This is a genomic window from Desulfobacterales bacterium (assembly GCA_029211065.1).
Classification (GTDB): domain Bacteria; phylum Desulfobacterota; class Desulfobacteria; order Desulfobacterales; family JARGFK01; genus JARGFK01.
Window position 1 is genome coordinate 1 of sequence record JARGFK010000081.1, and the last position, 21365, is coordinate 21365.

Genomic DNA, 21365 nt, shown 5'->3' on the forward strand with positions numbered 1-21365 from the left:
GCCAAAAACCCTTTTAAAGGAAAAGCGCCCTTTTTTATACCATTTTAAAATTTACACAAAAGATTATACACTACCCGATTACCAAGTACTCACGAACGAAACGTGAAACCACTAGTACCACGACGATCACCAGCACCATGAACCAGGGCACCAACCATAGCTCGATGAGCCCGTTCAAGGATCCGAACGTCTTGGCAACCATGAGCAGGATCACGGGCAGCAAGAGCGCCATTGAGGAGCCGGTAAGGAGTTTGCTGGCTAGGCGCGAGAGGGGCTCTAAGGACTGGTACGCGTTTCCAGGCGAAGCTGACAGCCGTACAGCGTTCAGAAGGCCGAATCGGATGACCCCGACGTTTATTAGAACCCAGATCGTATAATCTGCGATGAACGCGATATATAGCCATGTCGCTATCTCGAAAAGCACAAAGACATTTGACGGCAACCCCCCATGAAGACTCCATCGCCACCACAGCACGAATGCCAGAATCGCTGATGGCCATCCTGCCATGACTGTCGCTGGTGCTGGCCAGGGGCTTCCATCCTGAGAACCAAAGAGAGCCGCCAAGAAGTAATTACTCCACGTTCGCGCTCCATCGCTGGCTTCCGTCCGGATCACGCGCTCCCAGAAGCAGGGCTGTCGGGCTTCACGTGCAAATACGACAAGCACATAGAGTACAGCGACAGACCAGCCAGCGCCCACCAGAAGCGCCAGGCTGTGTGTGGCCCCGGTCGCAATGTCTGCATAGCCGACACTTATTAGCGCGCACCAGGCGACAGTTGCGCTCGCTATAACGAAAAGTCGTGTCGGTGATTTGAACAAGAAATGCTCCAGTAAAACCCTCGGACGCCCAGAGCTTCGAAAGTATAGATGAGGCCAAATTTCGGGCAACGCCGCGCCGGAAGTGCGGAAGTAGTCGTAGGGTCTATGACAATTTCTGCATGTGACCACGGCATGGAAGACAGGTGTTCCGGCAACCCATCGGGTGACCCCGAACCAGCTGTTCCACCATGGGAGACCGTACATACCCCTGGTGATGGTTCGCCAAGCGCCGTCATTTAGTTCAGGATCACCGCGGGACAGCGGAATTGAGAAGCCACTTGTTGTGGTCTTTGGGGCGTCAGTCACTTGCAGTTTGCCGCAGTTGGGGCATCGACTCCTCGCGGAGACAAGCTGGATAGCCTCCGCAGGTTTCTTGATTGCCAGCCCCACAACAACCGCAAGCAGTGAGAGTCCGGCGAAACCTTGGATCCAACCGAATCGGAACCAGCTCTGAGTGCCCAGTGTGCCTAAGTCCGACCGGCGCGCAATGTGAAGATTTTGGAATGCCGCATCGTCCAACGGGGTAAGCAAGTAATCGCTCCAACCGCGGTCATTCGTGGGTTGGAATAGGTGGTTCCAACTTACCACTGACAGAGTCATCGGTTGATTCGCCTCAACAAAGAATTCTCGATCTTGGCTGCGGAATACGTCACCGTCCCTGCTCAGCTGAACGATCCGATGTTCAACGAACCCGCCGGCCTGCGACACTGGGCGTTCGAACAACAGGGTATCGATGCGTCCAGTTCGAGTATCCACTGTGACGGCTATGGGCTCAATGTCCTTAAGCGATCCATACCAGACAAGACGGAAAGGCCGGTATAGGAAGTCCAGAAGGGGATTTGGATGTGTTTCGTCAGGCCAGACGAAACGATACACGATCGTGAGTCGGTTTCCGGTCTGAGGGATCACCTCGTATAACGCGCTTGCGGGTCGTTCGTCTGCGCTTCCGTTGATAGCAGGCCTAAGAACGGCTGCCAGGTTCGCTGCGGTCGTGGTGCTACCTGCGATTAACACGGTTTCGGACCACGCAATCCGACGGCCTTCCCGCGGCACCTTGCCAGTCAGCCAGAAAAGCAGGCAAAACGAAATAAGCGTGACGCCAAACACGCGTCCTGCACGCGGACTACTTTTTTCATTCGTATTCATCACAGCCCTTCTCTCGATTCTTGCGAACCCATTCAGTGCAGTGAACCAACGTGCTGCTAAGATATAAGCACCGGTTTTGAGTAAAATTTAGGCTGAACGAAGTATTTTATCTTAGTGAGGATCTTGTAGCTTTTTAGATTAAACTATCATATATAATAAATTAATCAAATAAAAATCCGACCCCAAAGGGGCCGGATTTTTATTCAGATTTTCAGCTTCATTATCCTTTAAAGGAATGGCGTTTTAGTAAAGAATCAGGCATAGCAGGGACCCAATCGGGTTTGATTTTAACATATCAGGAATAGATTAAGATGGGTTTAGGGCAACAGCAGGCTTCGGTCATTCTTAAGCAGGGCCGCGAAAAATCAATCCGCAATCGCCATCCGTGGATTTTTTCAGGTGCGATTTATCGGGTGGAGGGGGCGCCCGCCAGCGGAGAAACGGTTGTCATCCGGACGCACGACGGCGGCGTGTGCGGCCGCGGGGCGTTTTCACCCCGTTCGCAAATTACGGTCCGGATCTGGACCTTCCGGCCGGATAAGGATATTTCAGCGGCATTTTTTAGGACCCGGCTGGAAAGGGCCGTGGCGTCCAGGCGCAGCAGGTCGGCGGCAGAGAACGGAAGCTCCGGCCGCCTGGTGTATGCCGAGTCGGACGGCCTGCCCGGATTGATCGTTGATCGATACGGGGATTACCTGGTGTGCCAGTTTCTATCAGCCGGAACAGAATACTGGAAAAAAACGATATGTGAGATCCTGACGGACCTGGTTCCATGCAAGGGAATATATGAACGTTCCGACGTTGCCGTCCGGAAAAAGGAAGGGCTGGAGCAAACCAGTGGTTCCCTGACGGGGCAGGCCCCCCCCGACCTGATAGAAATAGAGGAAAACGCCAGCCGATTTCTGGTTGACGTCAAGCAAGGGCACAAGACCGGTTTTTATTTCGACCAGCGCGAAAACCGCCGCCGCGCTGCCGCATACCTGGCCGATGCGGAAGTCCTCGACTGCTTTGCCTATACCGGCGGGTTCAGCGTTGCAGCCTTAAAGGCCGGGGCTGCTGCCGTGACGGTTGTGGACAGTTCGGCGAACGCAATCGCTCTTGCCCGGCGAAACATCGCGTTAAACCATCCGGACGAATCGGCCGTGTTTACGGAGGAGGGGGACGTCTTTTCCGTTTTGCGCTGGTATAGAGAGGCCGGACGCAGCTTTGATGCCGCCATATTGGATCCGCCCAAATTCGCCCTGTCCGCCCGGGATGTGAAAAAAGCCTGCCGGGCATATAAAGATATCAACATGACGGCAATGACGCTGTTAAAACCCGGCGGCATTTTAATCACTTTTTCCTGCTCACACCATGTGGGGAGCGACCTTTTTCAAAAGACGGTTGCCTATGCCGCCCTGGATGCCGGGCGGGACGTGCAGATTGTCCAGCGGCTGCACCAGGCCCCAGACCATCCGGTGAGTCTGAGTTTTCCGGAAGGGGAGTACCTGAAGGGGTTGATCTGCAGGGTATGGTAGAAATTGGGGGTCGGGGCCGGCCCCGACCCCCAATTTCTATTTGGCGCTGCTTTGTCCCGTCATCCCCTGCAGGAGCCCTTTCAGGTACCAGACCTGCTGATCGGTAGCAATCTGGTTGTCTTTCAGAAAAAGGCTGCCGTCTTGATACTTGAGCGGCCCTTTGAAAAGCTCTATTTTTTTGGAACCGAGATCCTTTATAAACGTGTCCAGAGACTGCCGGACCGGGTTGGAAAGGGACGGTCCGCTGACAAACCCCACGGTAGAGGTGTCGGGGTTGTTGATATCCTTCCAGTCCGGTCCCAGCCAGATCCATTTGGAGGCCCATTTGCCCGCCATGGAATCCTTGATAAAATCAACGTATGCCGGCCCCCAGTTAAAATAGGGAACGCCCAGGCAAACTTCCGAGGCCCCTTCACAGGCGCCGATGTAATCGTAGGGGATGGCCCAGACGGTCTTGCCTTCTTTTTGCTTTTGGCGGGCGACGACGACGGCTTCGGTGGTATCGATGCCGGACACAATCACGTCATAACCGGTATTGAAAAAGTTTTGGGCGACCTGGGTGGGGTCGGCGGTGACGCCGGGAATATTAAACCAGAAACCGATCCAGGTCACCTGGAACTTTAAATCATCGGGCTTTTTTTTCAGGACCTTTTCCCAGGCATAGCGGGCGCCCAGATAGCATGATGCCGCCAGCCGGCGGGTTTCTTCATTAATCAGCGGCCCCAGGTATGCGATTTTGCCGGTCCGGGTCGTCATGGCGGCAGCGAACCCTGCCATCATCTTGCCGTATTCCATCCGGCCCATTAAATTGCTGAGGTTTTTGGGCGCTTTTCCGGTGAGGACATCATCGCCGGAGATGTGCAGAAAGTGAATATCCGGATGTTTAACCGCGGCTTCCCGGGCGCCGTCTTTCATATCGTCGGAATTGGCGATAATCAGTTTTGCCCCCTTTTCCACCATATCGTCCACCAGCTGGGGAATGGTGATGCCGGGCCGGTCGGCCGGGTTGACCTTGTCGATGTAAATCATTTTTGCGCCGGGGATCTTTTTTTCAACATAATGCCCTGCTTCAAAATGGGCCTGGCTCCAGCCGCGGTCGTTGGACGGCCCCACCAGCAGCAGACCGAAAACAAAAGGCTTTTCGGCGGCAAGTGCCGAGGGTGCATGGATCATTAGAAATGAAAAAAGAATAACGAAAATGAAAATTTCAATCTTCAGCCTGCTAAATTTCATGATGCCTCCTGTTTATAACTCGATTTTTTGTAATTTGTCCAGGCCTTCATTGGGCCCCAGTATGATCATGATATCACTTTCTTTTAAAACGGATTGCGCCGTAGGAATCAAGTTCAGTTTGTCCGGAACCATTTCTTTGATGGCGACGACCTGAACACCGAAACGATTCGTCAGGTTGAGGTCTTTCAGATTTTTGCCGATAAACCCCCGGGGGGGCACCAGTTCGATGATGCTGTAACCCTCCAGAAAGGGTAAATAGTCGAGCATATTGGGGTTATGCAGGCGCTCGGCCAGAGAGATAGCCATGTCTTTTTCCGGAAAGAACACCTCGTCGGCGCCGACCTTAAACAGGATGCGTCCATGCGGTTCGGTAATGGCTTTGGCATAGATCCTTTTTACACCGATATCTTTCAGAATCAGCGTCGCCAGGATCGAGTTGCTCAAAATGGAGCCGATGCAGACAACGGCGACATCCATGTCTTTCACGCCAAGGGCCTCTATGACCGTGCGGTCGGTTGCATCGGCAACAATGGCCTGGCTGACATCATCCCTTACCGCTTGAACCTGTTTGGGATCGATATCGACGGCCAGGACCTCATAACCTTTCCGATAAAGGTGCTTTGCCAGATAAAAGCCGAAATTACCCAGCCCGATAATCGCAAATTGTTTCATGACACACCTCATCCGATAATAATGTTTTCTTCAGCATAATAAAAGCGGGACACCTGCTGGCGGCTGATGGCCACGACCATTACCAGCGGCCCCAGGCGCCCGATGAACATGACGGCGGTGATGATCAGACGGCCCAGGGTTGAAAGCCCCGGCGTAACGCCGGCGGAAAGACCGACCGTTCCAAATGCGCTGACAACTTCAAACAACAGCTCTAAAAACTGTCCCCGACTGAACGGGTGCGGGGTATCGCCCAGCTCCGTCAAGAGCAGCGCCATCGTGCCGGCGGCCACCACCAGCATGCTGACCAGCAGGACGCTGACGGCCTTGCCGATGCTCTCCTCGGGGATGGTGCGGTGAAAGACCTGGGTCTGCTTTTGGCCCCGCAGGCGCGAAAACCCCATAAGCGTCAAGGCCGCCAACGTCGTGGTCTTGATGCCGCCTCCGCAGGAGCCGGGGCAGGCGCCGACAAACATCAGCAGAATGATAAGAAAAAGCGTCTGGTTGGCCAAGGTCTCTATTTGCAGGGTGTTGAAACCGGCTGTGCGGGCGCTGACCGACTGAAAAAAAGCGGAAAGCAGACGGTTTAACGGGTCCAGCGGCGTCAGGGTATTATGCCATTCCATCAGCAGGATCGACAAGCTCCCGCAAACCAGCAAAAGGATCGTGGTGGAAAGCACGATGCGTGAATGCAGACTGAGTCGATCCCAACGCTTGCGGTTATAAGGAAATTTTCGTCTCAGTTCGGCGATAACCAGGAAACCGATACCGCCGCAGATGATGAGAAAGCAAATCGTCAGGTTCAGGATCCAGTCTTCCCGGAACCGAATAAAGCTGTCTGAAAAAAGCGAAAAACCGGCGTTGCAAAACGCACTGATGGAATGAAAAATCGACAGGTACAGCGCGATTCCGGCGCTATTGCCGGGAAGAAATCGAAAGAATAAAATAGCGGCACCCAGTCCTTCGATCGCAGCCGTAAAGATGATGACATCTTTCAGTATCGCCGAAAAGCTCTGCTCGCCGCTATGGGTAAACGTATCTCTGACGACAAGCCGTCCGGTCAGGCCGGGACGGCGGCCGGCCATCAGCAACAGCAGGGTTGAGAATGTCATGATGCCAAGGCCGCCGACCTGGATTAAAGCCAGCACAACCAGCTGCCCGAAAAGACTGAGGCGGGTCCCGGTATCCACAACAACCAGACCGGTGACGCAGCCGGCCGAGGTTGCGGTGAAAAGGGCGTTTACGAAACCGAGGTGTTGCTGCGGTGCGGCGGCAGGGAGCATCAGCAGAAGAGTGCCGGTCAGTATCAGAATCGCAAAGGCGCTGATGGACAGACGCGCCGGTGAATGCAGGAACGCCCTCAGGTACCAGGATATTTTATTTTTGGCCGGCATGTGTCATTCCCAAAAGACGGTCCGATGAAACCGAAACCCACTCTTTACGGTAACGGTTAAGTTGTCAAGGCGCCAGGTCCAGGTTGTGCACTCTTTTAAGGGTGTTGAGATCTTCGCAAGCCTTGGTATTCTCGAGGAAGCAGGCCGTTTCCAGCGCTTTTTCCATACTCAGGGGCTCTTTCAGGACATAAAATGCGATGGCTTTGACCATGAAGATTTCGCCCCAGTGCGGATATTTACGCTCCAGCCGGTCCAGGTATATCGACGCCGGCCGCCAAAGACCGGTCCGAAAGTACCGGTAGGCCCTGGCGATATCACGGGCGGGACTGATTTTTGGTTGAATTACGGGTTCCAATTCTTCCCGCAGGGTATCATCCGTTTGCTGCGTTTCAAGCTTTTTGTTCAGAATTTCAGCTTGAATCAAATCAACTGGATAGATCCGGGACTCGATTCGGACGATATATCTCTTGAGTTTGCCGGCGGGAACCCATTTTTCTTCCAGTATTTTTGTTTCAATTTCGTTGGTCGCCAGGCTGTAGATCTCTTCCCTTTTTTTTCGTAGCTCTCGACGAGTCCTTTTATAACAAAATACCTGCCGGCGGTTTCGACGGCGTTTCGCTTGGCGCCATACTGCGCCAACGCCTTTGCCAGCGTGGTTGAATCATCGGGCTGAATCAAATAGCTTGCCTGGGTTACGATGACAACGGCATCCTGTTCGATTTTTTGCGCCAGGCCGGTGGACACGGAAAGAATAATCATCGCAACCGTCAGCACTAAATGTTTTCTGGACATGATGGCCTCCTCGGCCTCTTCTTGTCTGTTAACAGAAACCCGCTTGCGGAGGTTAACCCCGCGGGGAAGCTGTCAATCGGAATGGCCGGACACCTATCCGGCCACCGCTTTTAAAAAGGTCTCAAACGTTTTTAAGTCATTCACATTCAGGATTTTTCCGGAAAAATCCTGAGGCAGAATCTTTTTTAACAAACCGGTCAAGACCCTGCCGGGACCGATTTCGGCAAACACCGTAACCCCGTCGGCTTCCAGTTTGCGCATCGAATCATACCAGCGGACCGGACTGCATAATTGTTTTGCCATGATCGCTTTGATTTCGTCCGGCTCAGAGGCCGTATCGGCGCTGACATTGTGCACAACGGCGCCGGCGGGGGGATCAAAGGGGATGGTGTTGAGAAATTCTCTGAAGTCGGCTTCGGCGTCTTTCATCAACTCGCTGTGCCAGGCGCCGCTGACCCGTAAGGGGATGGACTTGGCGCCCTGTTCTTTTGCAAGGGCCGACACCTTTTCAACCGGACCCGGGGCGCCGGTGATAACAATCTGAAGTTCGGTGTTGTGATTGGCGACAGACACCGGACCCTCGGCCTGAACTTTTTGCACCAGCCGCTGAACCTTTTCCATGGAAAGTCCCACCAGCGCATGCATGGCGCCCTGAAGCCGGGAGGCTTCCCGGTGCATCAATTCTCCCCGTTTGATGACCAGCCGAATGGTATCCTCCCGGGAAGTGATGCCGGCGGCACACAGGGCACTGTATTCACCCAGGCTGTGTCCGGCGGACACATTCGGCGACATCCTTTCGTTCTCGATGGCCGCCAAAGTGGCCAGATTAACGGCCGTCATGGCGGGTTGGAGAGTCACGGTCTGGGTCAGATCTTCTATGGGGCCTTTAAAGCACAGCCGGGAAATGTTGGCCCCGGCAATTTCGTCCGTCATTTCAAAAATTTCTCTGACAAAATCAAATTCCTGGTAAAGGTCGAATCCCATTCCAACGGTCTGGGACCCCTGCCCGGGAAAAAGAAAGGCGATTTTTTTCAAATGGATCCTCCTTATTTACCCTGTTGTGTTGCAGCTTCAGGGTTCATCCAGCTTAAATAGTTTGCGGGTGATATCCAGAAGTGCGGCCCGGTCGTTGTCACCCCCTTCGTGCTTGAGCCACATTATCGGATCATGCAGAATTTTATGGATCATGGATTGCGTCATTCGGTTGATAACGGTCCGGTCGTCAGCTGATAAATGATGCAACGATTGCAACGTTTTGTTGAGCTCCGCTGCGGCGATGGTGTCCATTTTTTTTTGCAGTGCGACGATAGTGGGAACAACGCGTAAACTTTCAAACCACTGGCGGAACCGGATGACCGCTTCATCGATGATCCGTTCGGCTTTAATCGCTTCCCGGTTGCGGTCTTCAATATTTTCTTCAATAACGCCTTTTAAATCGTCGATGTCGTATACATAAATATTCGGCAGCCGGTTGATTTCGGGATCAATATCACGGGGGACGGCAATATCAATGAAAAAAAGAGGCCGATTCCGGCGGCCGCGCATAATTCCTTTGATGTGCTCAGGCCCGATGATGAATCCGGATGACCCGGTTGAACTGATGATGATATCCACCTGCTGCAAATGCTCCGGGATTTCTTCGAAGCGGATGGGGCAGCCGCGGAACTGCTGTGCCAATGCGACCCCGCGTTCAAATGTTCGGTTGGCGACGAATATATCGCCGGTTTTGTTGCGAATCAGGTGTTCCACGGCCAGTTCGGCCATTTCACCGGCCCCGATCAGGAGAACCTTTTTTTCCTCAAGGTTTCCAAATATTTTTCGCCCGAGTTCGACGGCCGCATAGCTGATGGATACGGCATGATCTCCGATGCCGGTTTCACTGCGAACCCGCTTGGCCACGAAAAATGTCCGATGCATGAGCCGGTTGAGAACGACGCCGGAGGTCTTTTTGCGGATGGCGCCATGATAGGCCGCTTTGATTTGGCCCAGGATTTGAGGCTCGCCCACCATCATGGAATCCAGGCTGGAGGCAACCCTGAAAATATGGCGCACGGCCTCATCGCCGTTGTGAATATAAAGGGATTCGCTGAATTTTTCAGGCGCTACTTTTTTAAATTCACTTAAAAAGGATTTAACAGCTTCTGTGGCCGTCGGCACGGCTGTTGTCGTCAACAGGACTTCCACCCGGTTGCAGGTGGACAGCAACAACACTTCGTCAATGTCCGGGTAATTCTGAAGCCGCTCTATGGCCGCATCGGTTTCAGCGTCTGAAAAGGCCAGGCACTCCCGGATTTCAATCGGAGCGGTTTTATGGTTCAATCCCAGGATAACGATATCAGACATGATGATTACTGTTACTAAAGGCTGAGTTTTTCATTTCTACTACCGGGTAAATTCGCCGTGATGGCCTTCCATCAGAAAGTTAACACCTAAAAAGGTGAAAAGGAGAATCGCAAAACCGATAATTGCCATAATGGCCGCTTTGCGTCCGCGCCACCCCAAGGACAGACGTCCGTGCAGCAATGCAGCATACAGCAGCCAGGATATGCCGGACCAGACTTCCTTGGGGTCCCAGCTCCAGAAGCGGCCCCAGGAAGATTTGGCATACACAAATCCGGTCACCAGACCGATGGTGAGCAGGGTAAAACCGACAAAAATGCAGGCATAACCGGTGGTGTCCAGCAGTTCCAGGTCCGGCAGCCGCCTGAAAAAAAACCCGTAATTTTTTGTTTTTAAGGCTCGTTCCTGTACAAGATATAAAATGCCGACCCCGCAGGCCAGGGCAAAGGCGGCTTCGCCGGTGAAGATGACGACGATATGCGATATCAGCCAGAAACTGTTAAAAAGTTTATTTGCCTGGGCCGGTTCCCGGGGCAGCTGGGCCGCGATGATCATGATCAGGGTAACCAGGGGGGCGGCATAGATGCCCAGAATTTTGAGTTTGAATTTAAAATGGAAAACCAGAAAAACGCCGGCCATTGCCCAGCCGGCAATGGAAAGGGTTTCATAAAAATTACGAACCGGCAGATGTCCGCTTTGAATAAAGGCGAAAGCGATCGCCGCCGTATGAAGAGAAAAGCCGGCCAGCAGCAGATAAAGGCCGGATTTTTGGAAAAAATCTTTCTGGTAAAAAAGATAAGCGATGTATCCCACCGTGCTCAGCAGGTAGAAAATGGTCGTTAAAGCCATTAACACATCCATAGATTACACCTTATTCCTCATTCATCAATGCGTCGAATTCATACCCCTTGCCGAAAGTTTCGAAAAGAAGGGTATCAATGGCGCTCCGGTTACGGTCTTTTATCATATGGACCAGCCCTTTGTCGATGAGCTGTTCAAAGAGCCGCTTATGTTCTTCCGGTTCATGCTCCCGGCCCAGCAGTTTCCGGCGGATGGCGCCCATGAGCTTTAGAAATTCGGCATATTCCGGGCCGAAGGTCTTTTCAAGGTCTTTGCGAATTTTTTTTGCAAAAGCCGGGCTCTTGCCGGAAGTGGAAATCGCGATGACCAGGTCCCCCCTTTCAACAACAGCCGGCAGAATAAAATGACACGCCCCGGGGCGGTCGGCAATATTGCAGAGCTTGCCCTCTCTGTCGGCATCCGTTTTAATTTGAAGATTCAACTGCTCGTCACTGGTCGCCCCGATGACCAGAAACATGCTGCCGAGATCAGAGGATTGATATTTTTTGTTAAGCAGCACAATGGTTCCATCGGCAGCCAGCGCCAGCAGTTTTTCATCTGCATCCGGGGCGACAACGGTTACCCTGGCGCCACAAGATAACAGCATCAGGACCTTTCTGCGGCCGACGGCGCCCCCCCCCACCACCAGGCACGGACGGTTTTTAATATCTAGAAATATCGGGTAATATTGCATGGTCGAAATTTTCTCTCACTGGGCACACAGCGGCGCAGCGCTTTTATCCGGAGTTAAGGCGTAAGCCTATTATATTAAACCGGCAATTAACAGACTAACTTTTCATTACATTTTGTCATTCCCGCGCAGTCGACAGTGTCGTAATTATAAAATATAGTGTTCCAAGAATTTTCGTCATTTCGGGCTTGACCCGGAATCCAGAATGTTTTCACGGGGATGTTCATCTGGATGCCGGACCAGGTCCGGCATGACGTGGAGAAATAGGATCCATTTTAACAATTACGACACAGCCTCGCGGGCGGGAATCCAGTATTTTCGGCAACTTTTCTGGATTCCGGCTCTCCTCCCGCAGGGCGGGATGCGGCCGGAATGACATATTAAACTGCCGGGTTAATAAAATCCGTACGAATAAACGCCATCCCACCCGGTCGAGGATTTACGCACTATTCAAGCGCGATCTGCATCAAATCACGCGCCAGAACCAACGGGCCCGCATAGGTTTTACGACATTGCCCCTCGATGTCGGCCGTGTCGCACTCGGGATAAAAATGGGTTAACACCAGCTTCTTAACACCGGCTGCAGAGGCAATTGTTCCGGCCAGAGAGGGGGTTAAATGTCCTTCGACCTTCAGGGCGTCCGGCAGGGCGGATTCACAGATGAGAATGTCGGCGCCTGCGGCCAGACGAATTAGATTTTCGCTATAATCGGTATCACCGGAATAGACGATGGCGTTTCCTTGGGCGTTTTCAACCCGGAAAGCGATACTCTCTTTTCGATGCATCACCGGAATAGACTTTAAGACAAAGCCGCTAAATCGGCGCTCATCCGCTCCGGTGTTGTCCATCTCAATAACGGAAAGCACTTCCGGTGACAAATCGATCCATTCACCGTAAACCTGTTTTAAACCGCTGAAAAAATCAGAAAACCCTTTTGCAGCCACGATGGTCAGGGGACTATTGCGGCGGCGGGTGCCGGGGTATTTGCTGCTAAATAGAAATGAAACCAGTTCACCGGTGTGGTCAGGATGAAAATGGCTGAAAAAAATATATCCGACATCGTGAATACGGGTATCTGCTTCAAGCAGCCTTCTCATGGTGCCGGGGCCCAGGTCAAAAAGAAGTCTGGAATTGTTCACCCGTACAAGTGCTGAACAGGCGCTTCGCTCCAGGGAAGGCACGCAGGTGCCTGACCCGAGGATGGTCAGCCCCATGGTTTTGGCTTGGGTGGGCGGCATTATTTTTTTCCGGCTTTTTCCTGGACCTGATGGATGATCCAGCGCAATAATTTTTGTTCATCCATGTAATTGCAGAGATCCTTTATCGCATCCAGAGAAATTTCCGCCCGGGCCATACTCTGGTGCCCGCCGGCGGACCCGATGGTTCCGAAGCTTTCCTTGGCCACTTTTCCGGCATTTTTCCGCAGGCCGTCGTTTCGGAAAATAACGATCAGCTTGTTGTCGTAGAGACCGGAGATAATACTCCAGTCCACCGCTTCGATCCTTAGAAAAAAATCAGCGATGATGACGCAGACATCCGGGTTCGATACCGGGCCCAGATGGGCAAATATTCTGTTTTTGCGCTTGCGCATCGAGTTCAGGGCGATCTTGTAATACTTCAGAAAACCCAGACGCAGTTCCGCCAGTTCGATCTTGCGGGCAAGGTGAATATTGGAGTGCCGGAAAAGAAATTGGAAGGCTTTAAGGTCTTCAATCAGGGTCTGTCTTTCAAAATTGCTGGTATCGGTTTTGATGGCATGGAACAGGCCGGTTGCCAGCTTGACGGACGGTTTGATTTTAGCTGCCTGGAGATACTCGGTCATGATGGAGGCGGTGGCGCCGTAATTCGGGCGAATATCCTGAAAGGGAGCTTTTATACCGGTGTCCGGATGATGATCGATAATGACATTGAACTTGAAGCGGGAAAAGGCTTCATTGTGATTCGGTTGGGAGTCGACGATTACGAAACGGTTATACTCTTTGCGGACAATCTTGTCTAAAAAAACCAGGTTTACGCCCAGCAATTTGACCATGGCAAGATTGTCCGGGCGTTTGATGATGTTGATATTCGTTAGGGTCACGCTTGCGGTTTTACGCCACAGCAGCCGTTTGACGGCCATTGCGCTGGCAATGGCGTCCGGGTCGGCATTGATAACGATGAGCACATTGTCATCACGGTTAAACTGACCGTAAAAACGGCGTAATTTTTCAGGTGCGGAAAACGGCATTAATTAGTTTCCTGTTAATTATCAGCCCTGAAACCTTTGTGCTCGGGCAACTATCGATTATAATAATAACATTTGTCAGATTTACAAGGATTTTCTTAAGCAAAACAATCAAAGCTTGACATGCAGAAATAGTTGCCCTAATATTTCTTCTTTTGTTGAGGCCCACAACACGACAGGGGATATTGATATATCCGCATTCCATGACGGCGCATAACAAAAAACTGATAAATTTCAAGAAACATCGAGAATGGGCTGAAAATTTAACGATTGTCATGCAAGTCGGCCTAACCATGGCCGGTTGTGTTTTTTTTTGTTTTTTTGTGGGTCGATACTTAGACAGGTGGCTGGGAACAAAGGGCGTTTTTGTAGCCATCTTTACGATCCTGGGCGTGCTGGGCGGGGCAAATACGGTTTATCGACAGATTCTTAAGGTAACCGCGGACGCTGAAAATAAAGATTCGGACAATGGAGTCGATTAGGCAAATCCAAAAAAAGTACTGTTCAAACGCCATGACAACGGCGATTGTGGCCGGATTTGTTTTAATACTGGCCGGCCAGAATGCCATTGCGAAAGGCCTGGTGCTGGGTACGATTTTCAGCATTGTCAATTTTATCCTGATGGGCGAAATGCTCCCCCTAAAACTGGGCAAATCCAACCGCAGGGCATTTTTCTGGTCGCTGATGTCCCTGCTGCTGCGATATTCCTTTGTGGCAATTCCCCTTATCGTGGCCATTAAATTCCGGCAGTTTAACCTGTTTGCGGTTGTGGGCGGAATTTTTTTGGTTCAAGTGATGATTCTGGCCGAATCTTTGCTGACAACCCTGTCATCGTTTCGCAACAAACAGGCATAGGTTTCAGATATCATGGAAGAATTGGGAAAAATACACCAGTTGATCGTCCCCTTCATGGGACGCCAGCTAACCTTTAATCTTGAAGCGATTGTGATGTCGTGGATCGTTATTTTTGCGCTGGTGGTTTTCGGGTTCTTGGCCGCCAGAAAAAGCGCCACGCTTCCCCGACCGCTCCAGTTGATCGGCGAACTGATCGTCTCCACACTGTACGGCCTGACGGAAGACGCCCTGGATAAAGAGCGGGCAAAAAAATATGCTCCCTTGACCTGCGCTCTTTTTATGTTTCTGCTGCTTTCCAACTGGCTGGGAATCATCCCCCACCTGCATGAACCCACCAAAGATTTAAATACCCCCTTAAGCTTGGGCCTCATGGGCTTTGTGATCGCCCACGCCGCCGGAATTCGGTCAAAAGGCTTAAAAGCATATTTAAAGGAATATTGTTCACCGATATTTTTCATGATGCCCCTGAACGTCATCGGCGAGCTGGCCAAGGTGGTATCCATTTCCTTTCGGTTGTTCGGCAATATCATGGGGGGTTCGATTATTATCTTGGTGGTGTCCTATCTGTCTTACAATTTGATATTGCCGCCGCTGCTCAACGCGTTTTTCGGATTGTTTGTCGGCACGATTCAGGCTTTTGTGTTTACAATGCTTACGGTTGTTTACATTTCCGTTCAGGTAAAGTGATGTATGGACTTTGATATTCAAACGTGGATACGCGCCGCAGCCCTTTTGGGCGGCGGCATTGCCATCGGGTTCGGCGCCATCGGAGCGGCCATCGGCGAGGGCTATACCGCCTCGATGGCCAACTGGGCCATTTCCCAGAATATAAAAACTTCCGGCGACATCATTAAAACCATGCTGGTGGGTCAGGCCATCGCCGAATCGTCTTCAATTTTTGCCCTGGTCATTGCCATCATTTTATTGTTTACCGATTTTGGGGCAGGCTCATTTGTGACCGTGTGCGGAATCCTGGGGGCCGCTTTATCCATGGGGCTGGGGGCTATCGGCTCCGGCATCGGCGCCGGACTTCCGGCTGCGGGCGCCTGCCTGGCAAAGGCGCAAAGGCCGGAAATGAGCGGGCGCCTGATGACCAATATGCTGGTCGGCTCGGCAGTATGCCAGACCCCGGCCATATTTGCCCTGGTCATCGCCATCATGCTCCTTTTTATGAAATTTCCCACCACCAGTCCGTTAAAAGCCGTCGCGCTTTTAGCGGCGGGGCTGTGCATGGGATTTGGGGCGATCGGATCGGGGCTCGGTTCGGGGTTTGCCGGGAAAGAATCCTGTATGGGCACCGCCCGGCAACCGGAAATGGCCGGACAGCTGACGACCACAATGCTGATCGGCTCGGCGGTGTGCCAGACCCCGGCAATCTTTGCCATTGTTGTGTCCTTAATGTTGATATTTATCGATTTCGGCAATGCGCCCCTTTATCCGACCTGGGCTGCTTTTATAGGCGCGGGCCTGAGCACCGGGCTTGCCGCCATCGGTTCGGGATACGGCGGCGGACTGGCGGCGGGCGCCAGCTGCGAGGGAATTGCGCGGCAGCCGCAATCGGTGGGAACCGTGATTACCGCCATGCTGGTGGGGCAGGCGGTGGCCCAGACCGCCTCTATTTTCGGTTTGCTGATCAGTTTCATCCTGATGTTTAAAACCTACCCGGAATCAATGGCTTTGAGCGCTTCAATGGCGCTGCTGAGCGCGGGGATCTGCATGGGATTCGGCGGTATCGGACCGGGGATCGGCAACGGCATGGCAGCCCAAGGCGCGGTCAAATGGGTGGCCCGCAATCTTGAACATTCCGGGGATTTAATTCGAACAATGTTGGTGGGGCAGGCGGTTTCCCAGTCCACGGCGATTTATGCCATGGTGGTGAGCCTGGTCCTGATATTTGTAGTATAGAAACAATTCTTTAATTTAAGGAGGATAACATGGCCATTGAAGGTGCGGATATTGTCAAGGCGGCTGCATTTATAGGCGCAGGGCTTGCGATGGGCCTTGGCGCCATCGGGCCCGGTGTCGGCGAAGGAATCACGGCGGCAAAAGCGTGCGAGGCGATCGGTAGAAATCCCAGAGAAGCAGGCCTTTTAACGCGAACCATGCTGGTGGGTCAGGCAGTGGCGGAATCTACCGGAATTTATTCGCTGGTTATCGCCCTGCTGTTGCTGTTTGTCGTCTAAAGCGTAATATCCGGTTATTGGAAAGCCGCTTATGCAAATCATTAATACCACGGCCCTGATTACGATAAATGAAACGGCGATTGTCCAGCTGATTTCTTTTCTGCTGTTCTTGTTTATCATCAACCGCGTGATGCTGCGGCCCCTGCGCAAAATCATGGGCGAACGCGACAGCTATATGGATAAAATGAAGCTGGACACCATTGCCGCGGAAGAAAAACTGCTCGATTATACCCATCAGATTGAAAAGCGCAGAAATAAGGCAAAGTCGGAAGCATTTGCGGTTATCAAAGAACTGGAGGAAGAAGGTCGAACCCAGGCCCATGACATATTTGTCTCTGCCGGCAAAGAAATCAGCGCCTTAAGGGAAAAGGCCGAAAAAGAAATCGGCGACCAGATCGTTGAAGCCCGCAAAAGTATTTTTGCCGAAGTGGAGCCGCTGGCGGTCTCGATGATGGAGAAGGTCCTGGCGCGGAGGCTGTCACCATGAACCCATCGAAGAAAAAAGCTTCGATTATTTTTTTATCCGTTGCCGTAATTATGAGCGTCCTGCTCGGGACGCAACTTGCCGCGGCGGCTGATTCTCCGGATAATTGGCGTAAGACATACGATCAGATTCTGCTGTGGATCAATTTCGGAATATTTGTTTTCTTAATCGTAAAGTTCCTGCGCGTTCCACTGAAGAAATTCATCGCCGGCAAGCAGAATGAACTCGAGCGTAAAATCAGCCGATTGGAACAAGAAAAAAACGAGGCTGACAAGAAAATTCAGGATGTCCTGCGGGCGGTGGATGAGAGCCGGGCCGAAATAGACGCCCTGAAACAAAAAATAATTGAACAGGGTGAAATCAAAAAGCAGACTATTCTCAAAGACGCCCGGAATAAAAGCCAGGCCATGCTGAAAGAGTCCCAGCTGCGGGCTGAGAACCAGATTCGTCGAGCCAGGAAAAAATTAAGGAATGAACTGGTGGATGCAGCCGCTGACCTGGCCCTGGAAAAACTTCCCAAAATTGTGACGCCCGATGACAACCGGAAAATGGTTCAGGATTACATTGCCGGCGCTGTTCGAAAATAGGTAAAATAGGCTGAAGACCGAAGGCTGAAGGCGGCCCAAGGGAGAAGAATTTATATTTCTACCCATTTCCTGTAACACCACCCCCTGATACCTGATACCCGCGAACCGGAATTATTTATTCCTGAAGCCTTCAGTCTATTCACCTTCAGCCTCAAGTTTATCCACCTGTTGAAATACAATATCTTCTCCGGACATGTCCGCCTCGATGCGGCTGCCCGCCAGAACCGACCCTTTGAGGATCTCCATAGACAGCGGGTTTTCAATATATCGCTGCAGGGCGCGTTTTAAGGGGCGGGCGCCGTATACCGGGTCATACCCTTTTGCAGCGATAAAATTCCGGGCCCTGTCCGAAAGCGCCAGCTTGATGTCTAAGTCAGCCAGGCGCTTTTGCAGTCGGCCCAGCTGAATCTCCACAATCCGACCGATTTGTTCCGGATTCAGGTTATGAAAGATGATGGTTTCATCAATCCGGTTTAAAAATTCCGGTTTAAAATTCGCACGCAGCGCTTCGGTGATGCGGTCTTCCATTTCCTGGCGCCGGCTGCCGCCCAACTCCTGGATCCACTGGCTGCCGATGTTGGATGTCATGATAATGAGGGTGTTTTTAAAATCAACGGTGCGGCCGTGACCGTCGGTCATGCGCCCGTCATCCAGGATCTGCAGCAGCACATTAAATACTTCCGGATGGGCTTTTTCGATCTCGTCAAATAAAACCACGGAATAGGGCCGCCGCCGGACCGCCTCGGTGAGATAACCGCCTTCTTCATACCCGACATAACCCGGAGGTGCGCCGATGAGCCGGGAGACGGCATGTTTTTCCATGTATTCCGACATGTCGATCCGGACCATGGCCTGTTCATTATCGAAAATAAATTCGGCCAGGGCTTTGGCAAGTTCGGTTTTGCCCACACCGGTGGGGCCCATGAAAATGAAGGACCCGATGGGCCGATTGGGATCCTGCAGGCCCGAACGGGCCCGGCGCACGGAGTTGGAAACAGCTGCGATGGCCTCGGCCTGACCGATGACCCTTTGGGCCAGACGGTCTTCCATGTAGACCAGTTTTTCGCGTTCGCCCTCCAGCATCTTGCTGACGGGGATGCCGGTCCAGCGGGAGATGACAACGGCAATGTCTTCCGCGTCCACTTCTTCCTTCAACATTTTTCTCTCTGTCTGCAGGTCTGCCAGCTTCCCCTTGGCCTCCTCCAACTGATTTTTAAGTTCACCGGCCTTGCCGTAGCGGATTTCAGCCACTTTTGCCAGGTTGCCCTCGCGTTCGGCCTGCTGTTCTTCAATACCCAGCTGCTCCTGCTGTTCTTTTACGGTGCGGAGGGTTTGAATCAGATCTTTTTCATTCTGCCAGTGGGCTTTCATGACATGAAGGTCGTCCTTCAGGGACGCAAGCTCGACTTCAAGCTTCGCCAGTCGGTCTCTGGATGCTGCATCGGTTTCTTTTTTAAGGGCTTCCCGCTCAATTTCCAGCTGGGTGATCCTGCGCTGAACCTCATCGATTTCAGCGGGCATGCTGTCAATCTCGATACGCAGTTTTGATGCGCATTCATCGATGAGATCAATGGCTTTATCCGGAAGGAACCGGTCGGAAATGTAGCGTTCCGAAAGCGTAGCTGCCGCAACGATGGCTGAATCCTGAATGCGGACGCCGTGGTGAACCTCGTATTTTTCTTTAAGACCCCGCAGGATCGATATGGTGTCTTCCACGCTCGGCTCCGAGACCATTACCGGCTGAAAACGCCTTTCCAAGGCCGCGTCTTTTTCAATGTATTTGCGGTATTCATTTAAGGTGGTGGCGCCCACGCATCGCAGGGTGCCGCGGGCCAGGGCCGGTTTGAGCATGTTGGAGGCGTCCATGGCGCCCTCGCTGGCGCCGGCCCCCACCAGGGTGTGCAGCTCGTCAATAAACAGGATGACCTGCCCTTCGGCTTCCTCAACTTCCTTTAAAACCGCCTTTAAGCGGTCTTCAAATTCGCCGCGATACTTTGCGCCGGCAATGAGCGACCCCATATCCAATGCCACCAGACGTCTGTTTTTGAGGGTTTCAGAAACATCGCCGGCGATGATGCGCTGGGCCAGGCCTTCAACGATGGCGGTTTTGCCGACACCGGGTTCGCCGATGAGAACCGGGTTGTTCTTGGTGCGGCGGGACAGGACCTGTACGATCCGCCGGACTTCATCATCTCGGCCGATCACCGGGTCCAGTTTGCCCAGCCGGGCTAGATCCGTCAGATCGCGGCTGAATTTATCAAGGGCCTGATATTTTTCTTCCGGGTTTGGATCGGTGATGCGCTGTGATCCTCGGATTTCCATCAATACCTTTAAAATGGACTCCCGGGTGATGCCGCGGCGGGAAAGTATCCGGGCGGCTTCTCCGGTCTTTTCGTCGGCAATGGCCAGCAAAATGTGCTCGATACTGACATATTGGTCCTTCATTTTGGATGCTTCCGCAAAGGCGGCATCCAGCAATTTTTGGGTCCGCGGCGAAATATACACGTCTCCGGCACCGCTGACTTTCGGCAACCGGTCGATTGCCAGCGCCATATCCTGGGCAACGGCATCGGGTGACACCCCTATTTTTCGCAGCATGGACCGGACAATCCCCTCCTGTTCGGCCAGCATGGCGCCGATGAGGTGCTCGGGTTCAATCTGCTGGTTGCCGTGCCGGGCAGCCAGTGACTGTGCATTCTGTATCAGTTCCTGTGATTTAATGGTTAATTTGTCCAAACGCATAAAAATGCCTCCGTATTTGCAAATCCTTGGATGGCTTAAAAACTAGATTCTATTTTTGATGTTAAGATAACCATTGCGGTTTTGATGTCAAATTGCCTTAAGGGCTGGAAAGAATTAGCAATTGTTATAGAAAAGATCATTGGTGTCCGGTTAAGAACCAAATAAATTCAACTGGATATGGCTACTAGTCAATTTGTTATTGCAATGACTTTCTGTCAATGCCCATGAAATAAGGGTTTTCTCAAAAAGAGTAATACTCAAAATCTGTAAAATTGTGTAGAGGCTCTGTTCAAGCTTCAAGCGCTTCTTCATGATGGCAACCAGCACATAAACGGAGATCGCTATCCAGATTTGTGTTTTAACCGCGGTTTCAGAAATGCCAAAAAATTTCTTTATCCGCAAATGCTGCTTGATCCATTTAAAGAACAGTTCCACTTGCCATCGGCACTTGTACAAATCGGCTACTGTTCTGGCCTCTAATGAAAAGTTGTTGGTTAAAAATGTTAGGCGTTTTCCGATTTCTTTATCGTAGTACTTTATCCGTCTGAGTTTTTCCGGATAAGCATTCGCCGATTTTTCTACGACCGGGCGTACTGTCTGATCACAAATAATGCCGGTAGACTTATCCACTGGTGCAGAGTAAAGCCGACGCAGTTTCGTATTCACTTTGCTTCTCAAAATGAAAAAGGCTAAACCGCAGTGCAGTTTGTATAGTCTTTCAAAATCGAGATAAGCGCGATCCATTACATAAATTGAACCGGGCTCTGGAAACGGTAGTGTATAATCTTTTGTGTAAATTTTAAAATGGTATAAAAAAGGGCGCTTTTCCTTTAAAAGGGTTTTTGGCA

General features: G+C 51.9%; 22 protein-coding genes and 1 pseudogene. 9 read left to right on the plus strand and 14 right to left on the minus strand.

What is annotated here, in order from left to right; all coding sequences use genetic code 11:
• Positions 1-70 precede the first annotated feature (70 nt).
• Complete coding sequence (locus P1P89_16095; GenBank protein MDF1593038.1) at positions 71-820, minus strand: hypothetical protein; 750 nt, start codon at positions 818-820, stop codon at positions 71-73.
• Positions 821-1498: 678 nt separating this feature from the next.
• On the opposite strand from P1P89_16095, the gene P1P89_16100 reads away from it, so the two are divergent.
• Complete coding sequence (locus P1P89_16100) at positions 1499-1642, plus strand: hypothetical protein (protein MDF1593039.1); 144 nt, start codon at positions 1499-1501, stop codon at positions 1640-1642.
• 635 nt (positions 1643-2277) lie between these two features.
• Positions 2278-3483 (plus strand): class I SAM-dependent methyltransferase, encoded by a 1206-nt coding sequence (locus P1P89_16105; GenBank protein ID MDF1593040.1) that lies wholly within the window; start codon positions 2278-2280, stop codon positions 3481-3483.
• Between the two features lie 36 nt (positions 3484-3519).
• Here P1P89_16105 and P1P89_16110 read toward each other — a convergent pair whose 3' ends face one another.
• The 11 genes from P1P89_16110 to P1P89_16160 form a co-directional block, all read right to left on the minus strand.
• Positions 3520-4716 carry a BMP family ABC transporter substrate-binding protein gene (locus tag P1P89_16110; GenBank protein MDF1593041.1) on the minus strand — a complete coding sequence of 399 codons (1197 nt, stop codon included), beginning with the start codon at positions 4714-4716 and terminating at the stop codon, positions 3520-3522.
• Positions 4717-4728: 12 nt separating this feature from the next.
• Positions 4729-5388, minus strand: coding sequence for a TrkA family potassium uptake protein (locus P1P89_16115; protein ID MDF1593042.1), 660 nt, complete (start codon positions 5386-5388; stop codon positions 4729-4731).
• Positions 5389-5396: 8 nt separating this feature from the next.
• On the minus strand, positions 5397-6779 hold the full coding sequence (locus tag P1P89_16120; GenBank protein MDF1593043.1) for a TrkH family potassium uptake protein: 1383 nt from the start codon (positions 6777-6779) through the stop codon (positions 5397-5399).
• A gap of 64 nt (positions 6780-6843) precedes the next feature.
• On the minus strand, positions 6844-7203 hold the full coding sequence (locus tag P1P89_16125; protein MDF1593044.1) for a hypothetical protein: 360 nt from the start codon (positions 7201-7203) through the stop codon (positions 6844-6846).
• Positions 7200-7571 (minus strand): hypothetical protein, encoded by a 372-nt coding sequence (locus P1P89_16130; protein ID MDF1593045.1) that lies wholly within the window; start codon positions 7569-7571, stop codon positions 7200-7202. The genes P1P89_16125 and P1P89_16130 overlap by 4 nt, the downstream gene beginning before the upstream one ends.
• Positions 7572-7664: 93 nt before the next feature.
• Positions 7665-8606 (minus strand): ACP S-malonyltransferase, encoded by a 942-nt coding sequence (gene fabD / locus P1P89_16135; protein MDF1593046.1) that lies wholly within the window; start codon positions 8604-8606, stop codon positions 7665-7667.
• A gap of 36 nt (positions 8607-8642) precedes the next feature.
• Positions 8643-9914: a glutamyl-tRNA reductase gene (gene hemA / locus P1P89_16140; GenBank protein MDF1593047.1), complete on the minus strand. Its 1272-nt coding sequence runs from the start codon at positions 9912-9914 to the stop codon at positions 8643-8645.
• Between the two features lie 39 nt (positions 9915-9953).
• Positions 9954-10760, minus strand: coding sequence for a c-type cytochrome biogenesis protein CcsB (gene ccsB, locus P1P89_16145; GenBank protein MDF1593048.1), 807 nt, complete (start codon positions 10758-10760; stop codon positions 9954-9956).
• 22 nt (positions 10761-10782) lie between these two features.
• Positions 10783-11445, minus strand: a complete 663-nt coding sequence (locus P1P89_16150; GenBank protein MDF1593049.1) for a bifunctional precorrin-2 dehydrogenase/sirohydrochlorin ferrochelatase — start codon at positions 11443-11445, stop codon at positions 10783-10785.
• 443 nt (positions 11446-11888) lie between these two features.
• A complete protein-coding gene (locus P1P89_16155; GenBank protein ID MDF1593050.1) occupies positions 11889-12680 on the minus strand; it encodes a ribonuclease Z in 792 nt (263 codons plus the stop codon).
• Entirely contained in the window at positions 12680-13669 is a 990-nt protein-coding gene (locus tag P1P89_16160; GenBank protein MDF1593051.1) for a DHH family phosphoesterase, read from the minus strand. Before P1P89_16160 ends, P1P89_16155 begins: the two co-directional genes overlap by 1 nt.
• Before the next feature lie 182 nt (positions 13670-13851).
• Between P1P89_16160 and P1P89_16165 the strand changes: the two genes are divergently transcribed.
• The 7 genes from P1P89_16165 to P1P89_16195 are packed head-to-tail and all read left to right on the plus strand — an operon-like array spanning position 13852 to position 17775.
• Positions 13852-14148: an AtpZ/AtpI family protein gene (locus P1P89_16165; GenBank protein ID MDF1593052.1), complete on the plus strand. Its 297-nt coding sequence runs from the start codon at positions 13852-13854 to the stop codon at positions 14146-14148.
• Positions 14135-14521: an ATP synthase subunit I gene (locus P1P89_16170; protein ID MDF1593053.1), complete on the plus strand. Its 387-nt coding sequence runs from the start codon at positions 14135-14137 to the stop codon at positions 14519-14521. Before P1P89_16165 ends, P1P89_16170 begins: the two co-directional genes overlap by 14 nt.
• A gap of 12 nt (positions 14522-14533) precedes the next feature.
• Positions 14534-15208: a F0F1 ATP synthase subunit A gene (gene atpB, locus P1P89_16175; protein MDF1593054.1), complete on the plus strand. Its 675-nt coding sequence runs from the start codon at positions 14534-14536 to the stop codon at positions 15206-15208.
• Positions 15209-15211: 3 nt separating this feature from the next.
• Entirely contained in the window at positions 15212-16426 is a 1215-nt protein-coding gene (gene atpE / locus P1P89_16180) for an ATP synthase F0 subunit C (GenBank protein ID MDF1593055.1), read from the plus strand.
• A gap of 29 nt (positions 16427-16455) precedes the next feature.
• Positions 16456-16704 (plus strand): ATP synthase F0 subunit C, encoded by a 249-nt coding sequence (atpE, locus tag P1P89_16185; GenBank protein ID MDF1593056.1) that lies wholly within the window; start codon positions 16456-16458, stop codon positions 16702-16704.
• A gap of 31 nt (positions 16705-16735) precedes the next feature.
• Entirely contained in the window at positions 16736-17191 is a 456-nt protein-coding gene (locus P1P89_16190) for a hypothetical protein (protein ID MDF1593057.1), read from the plus strand.
• Positions 17188-17775, plus strand: coding sequence for a hypothetical protein (locus P1P89_16195; GenBank protein ID MDF1593058.1), 588 nt, complete (start codon positions 17188-17190; stop codon positions 17773-17775). The genes P1P89_16190 and P1P89_16195 overlap by 4 nt, the downstream gene beginning before the upstream one ends.
• A gap of 135 nt (positions 17776-17910) precedes the next feature.
• On the opposite strand, the gene clpB is transcribed toward P1P89_16195, so the two are convergent.
• Together clpB and P1P89_16205 are read right to left on the minus strand one after the other, a co-directional pair.
• Complete coding sequence (clpB, locus tag P1P89_16200) at positions 17911-20517, minus strand: ATP-dependent chaperone ClpB (GenBank protein ID MDF1593059.1); 2607 nt, start codon at positions 20515-20517, stop codon at positions 17911-17913.
• 150 nt (positions 20518-20667) lie between these two features.
• A pseudogene (locus tag P1P89_16205) lies at positions 20668-21285 on the minus strand (IS4 family transposase).
• Between the last annotated feature and the right edge of the window lie 80 nt (positions 21286-21365).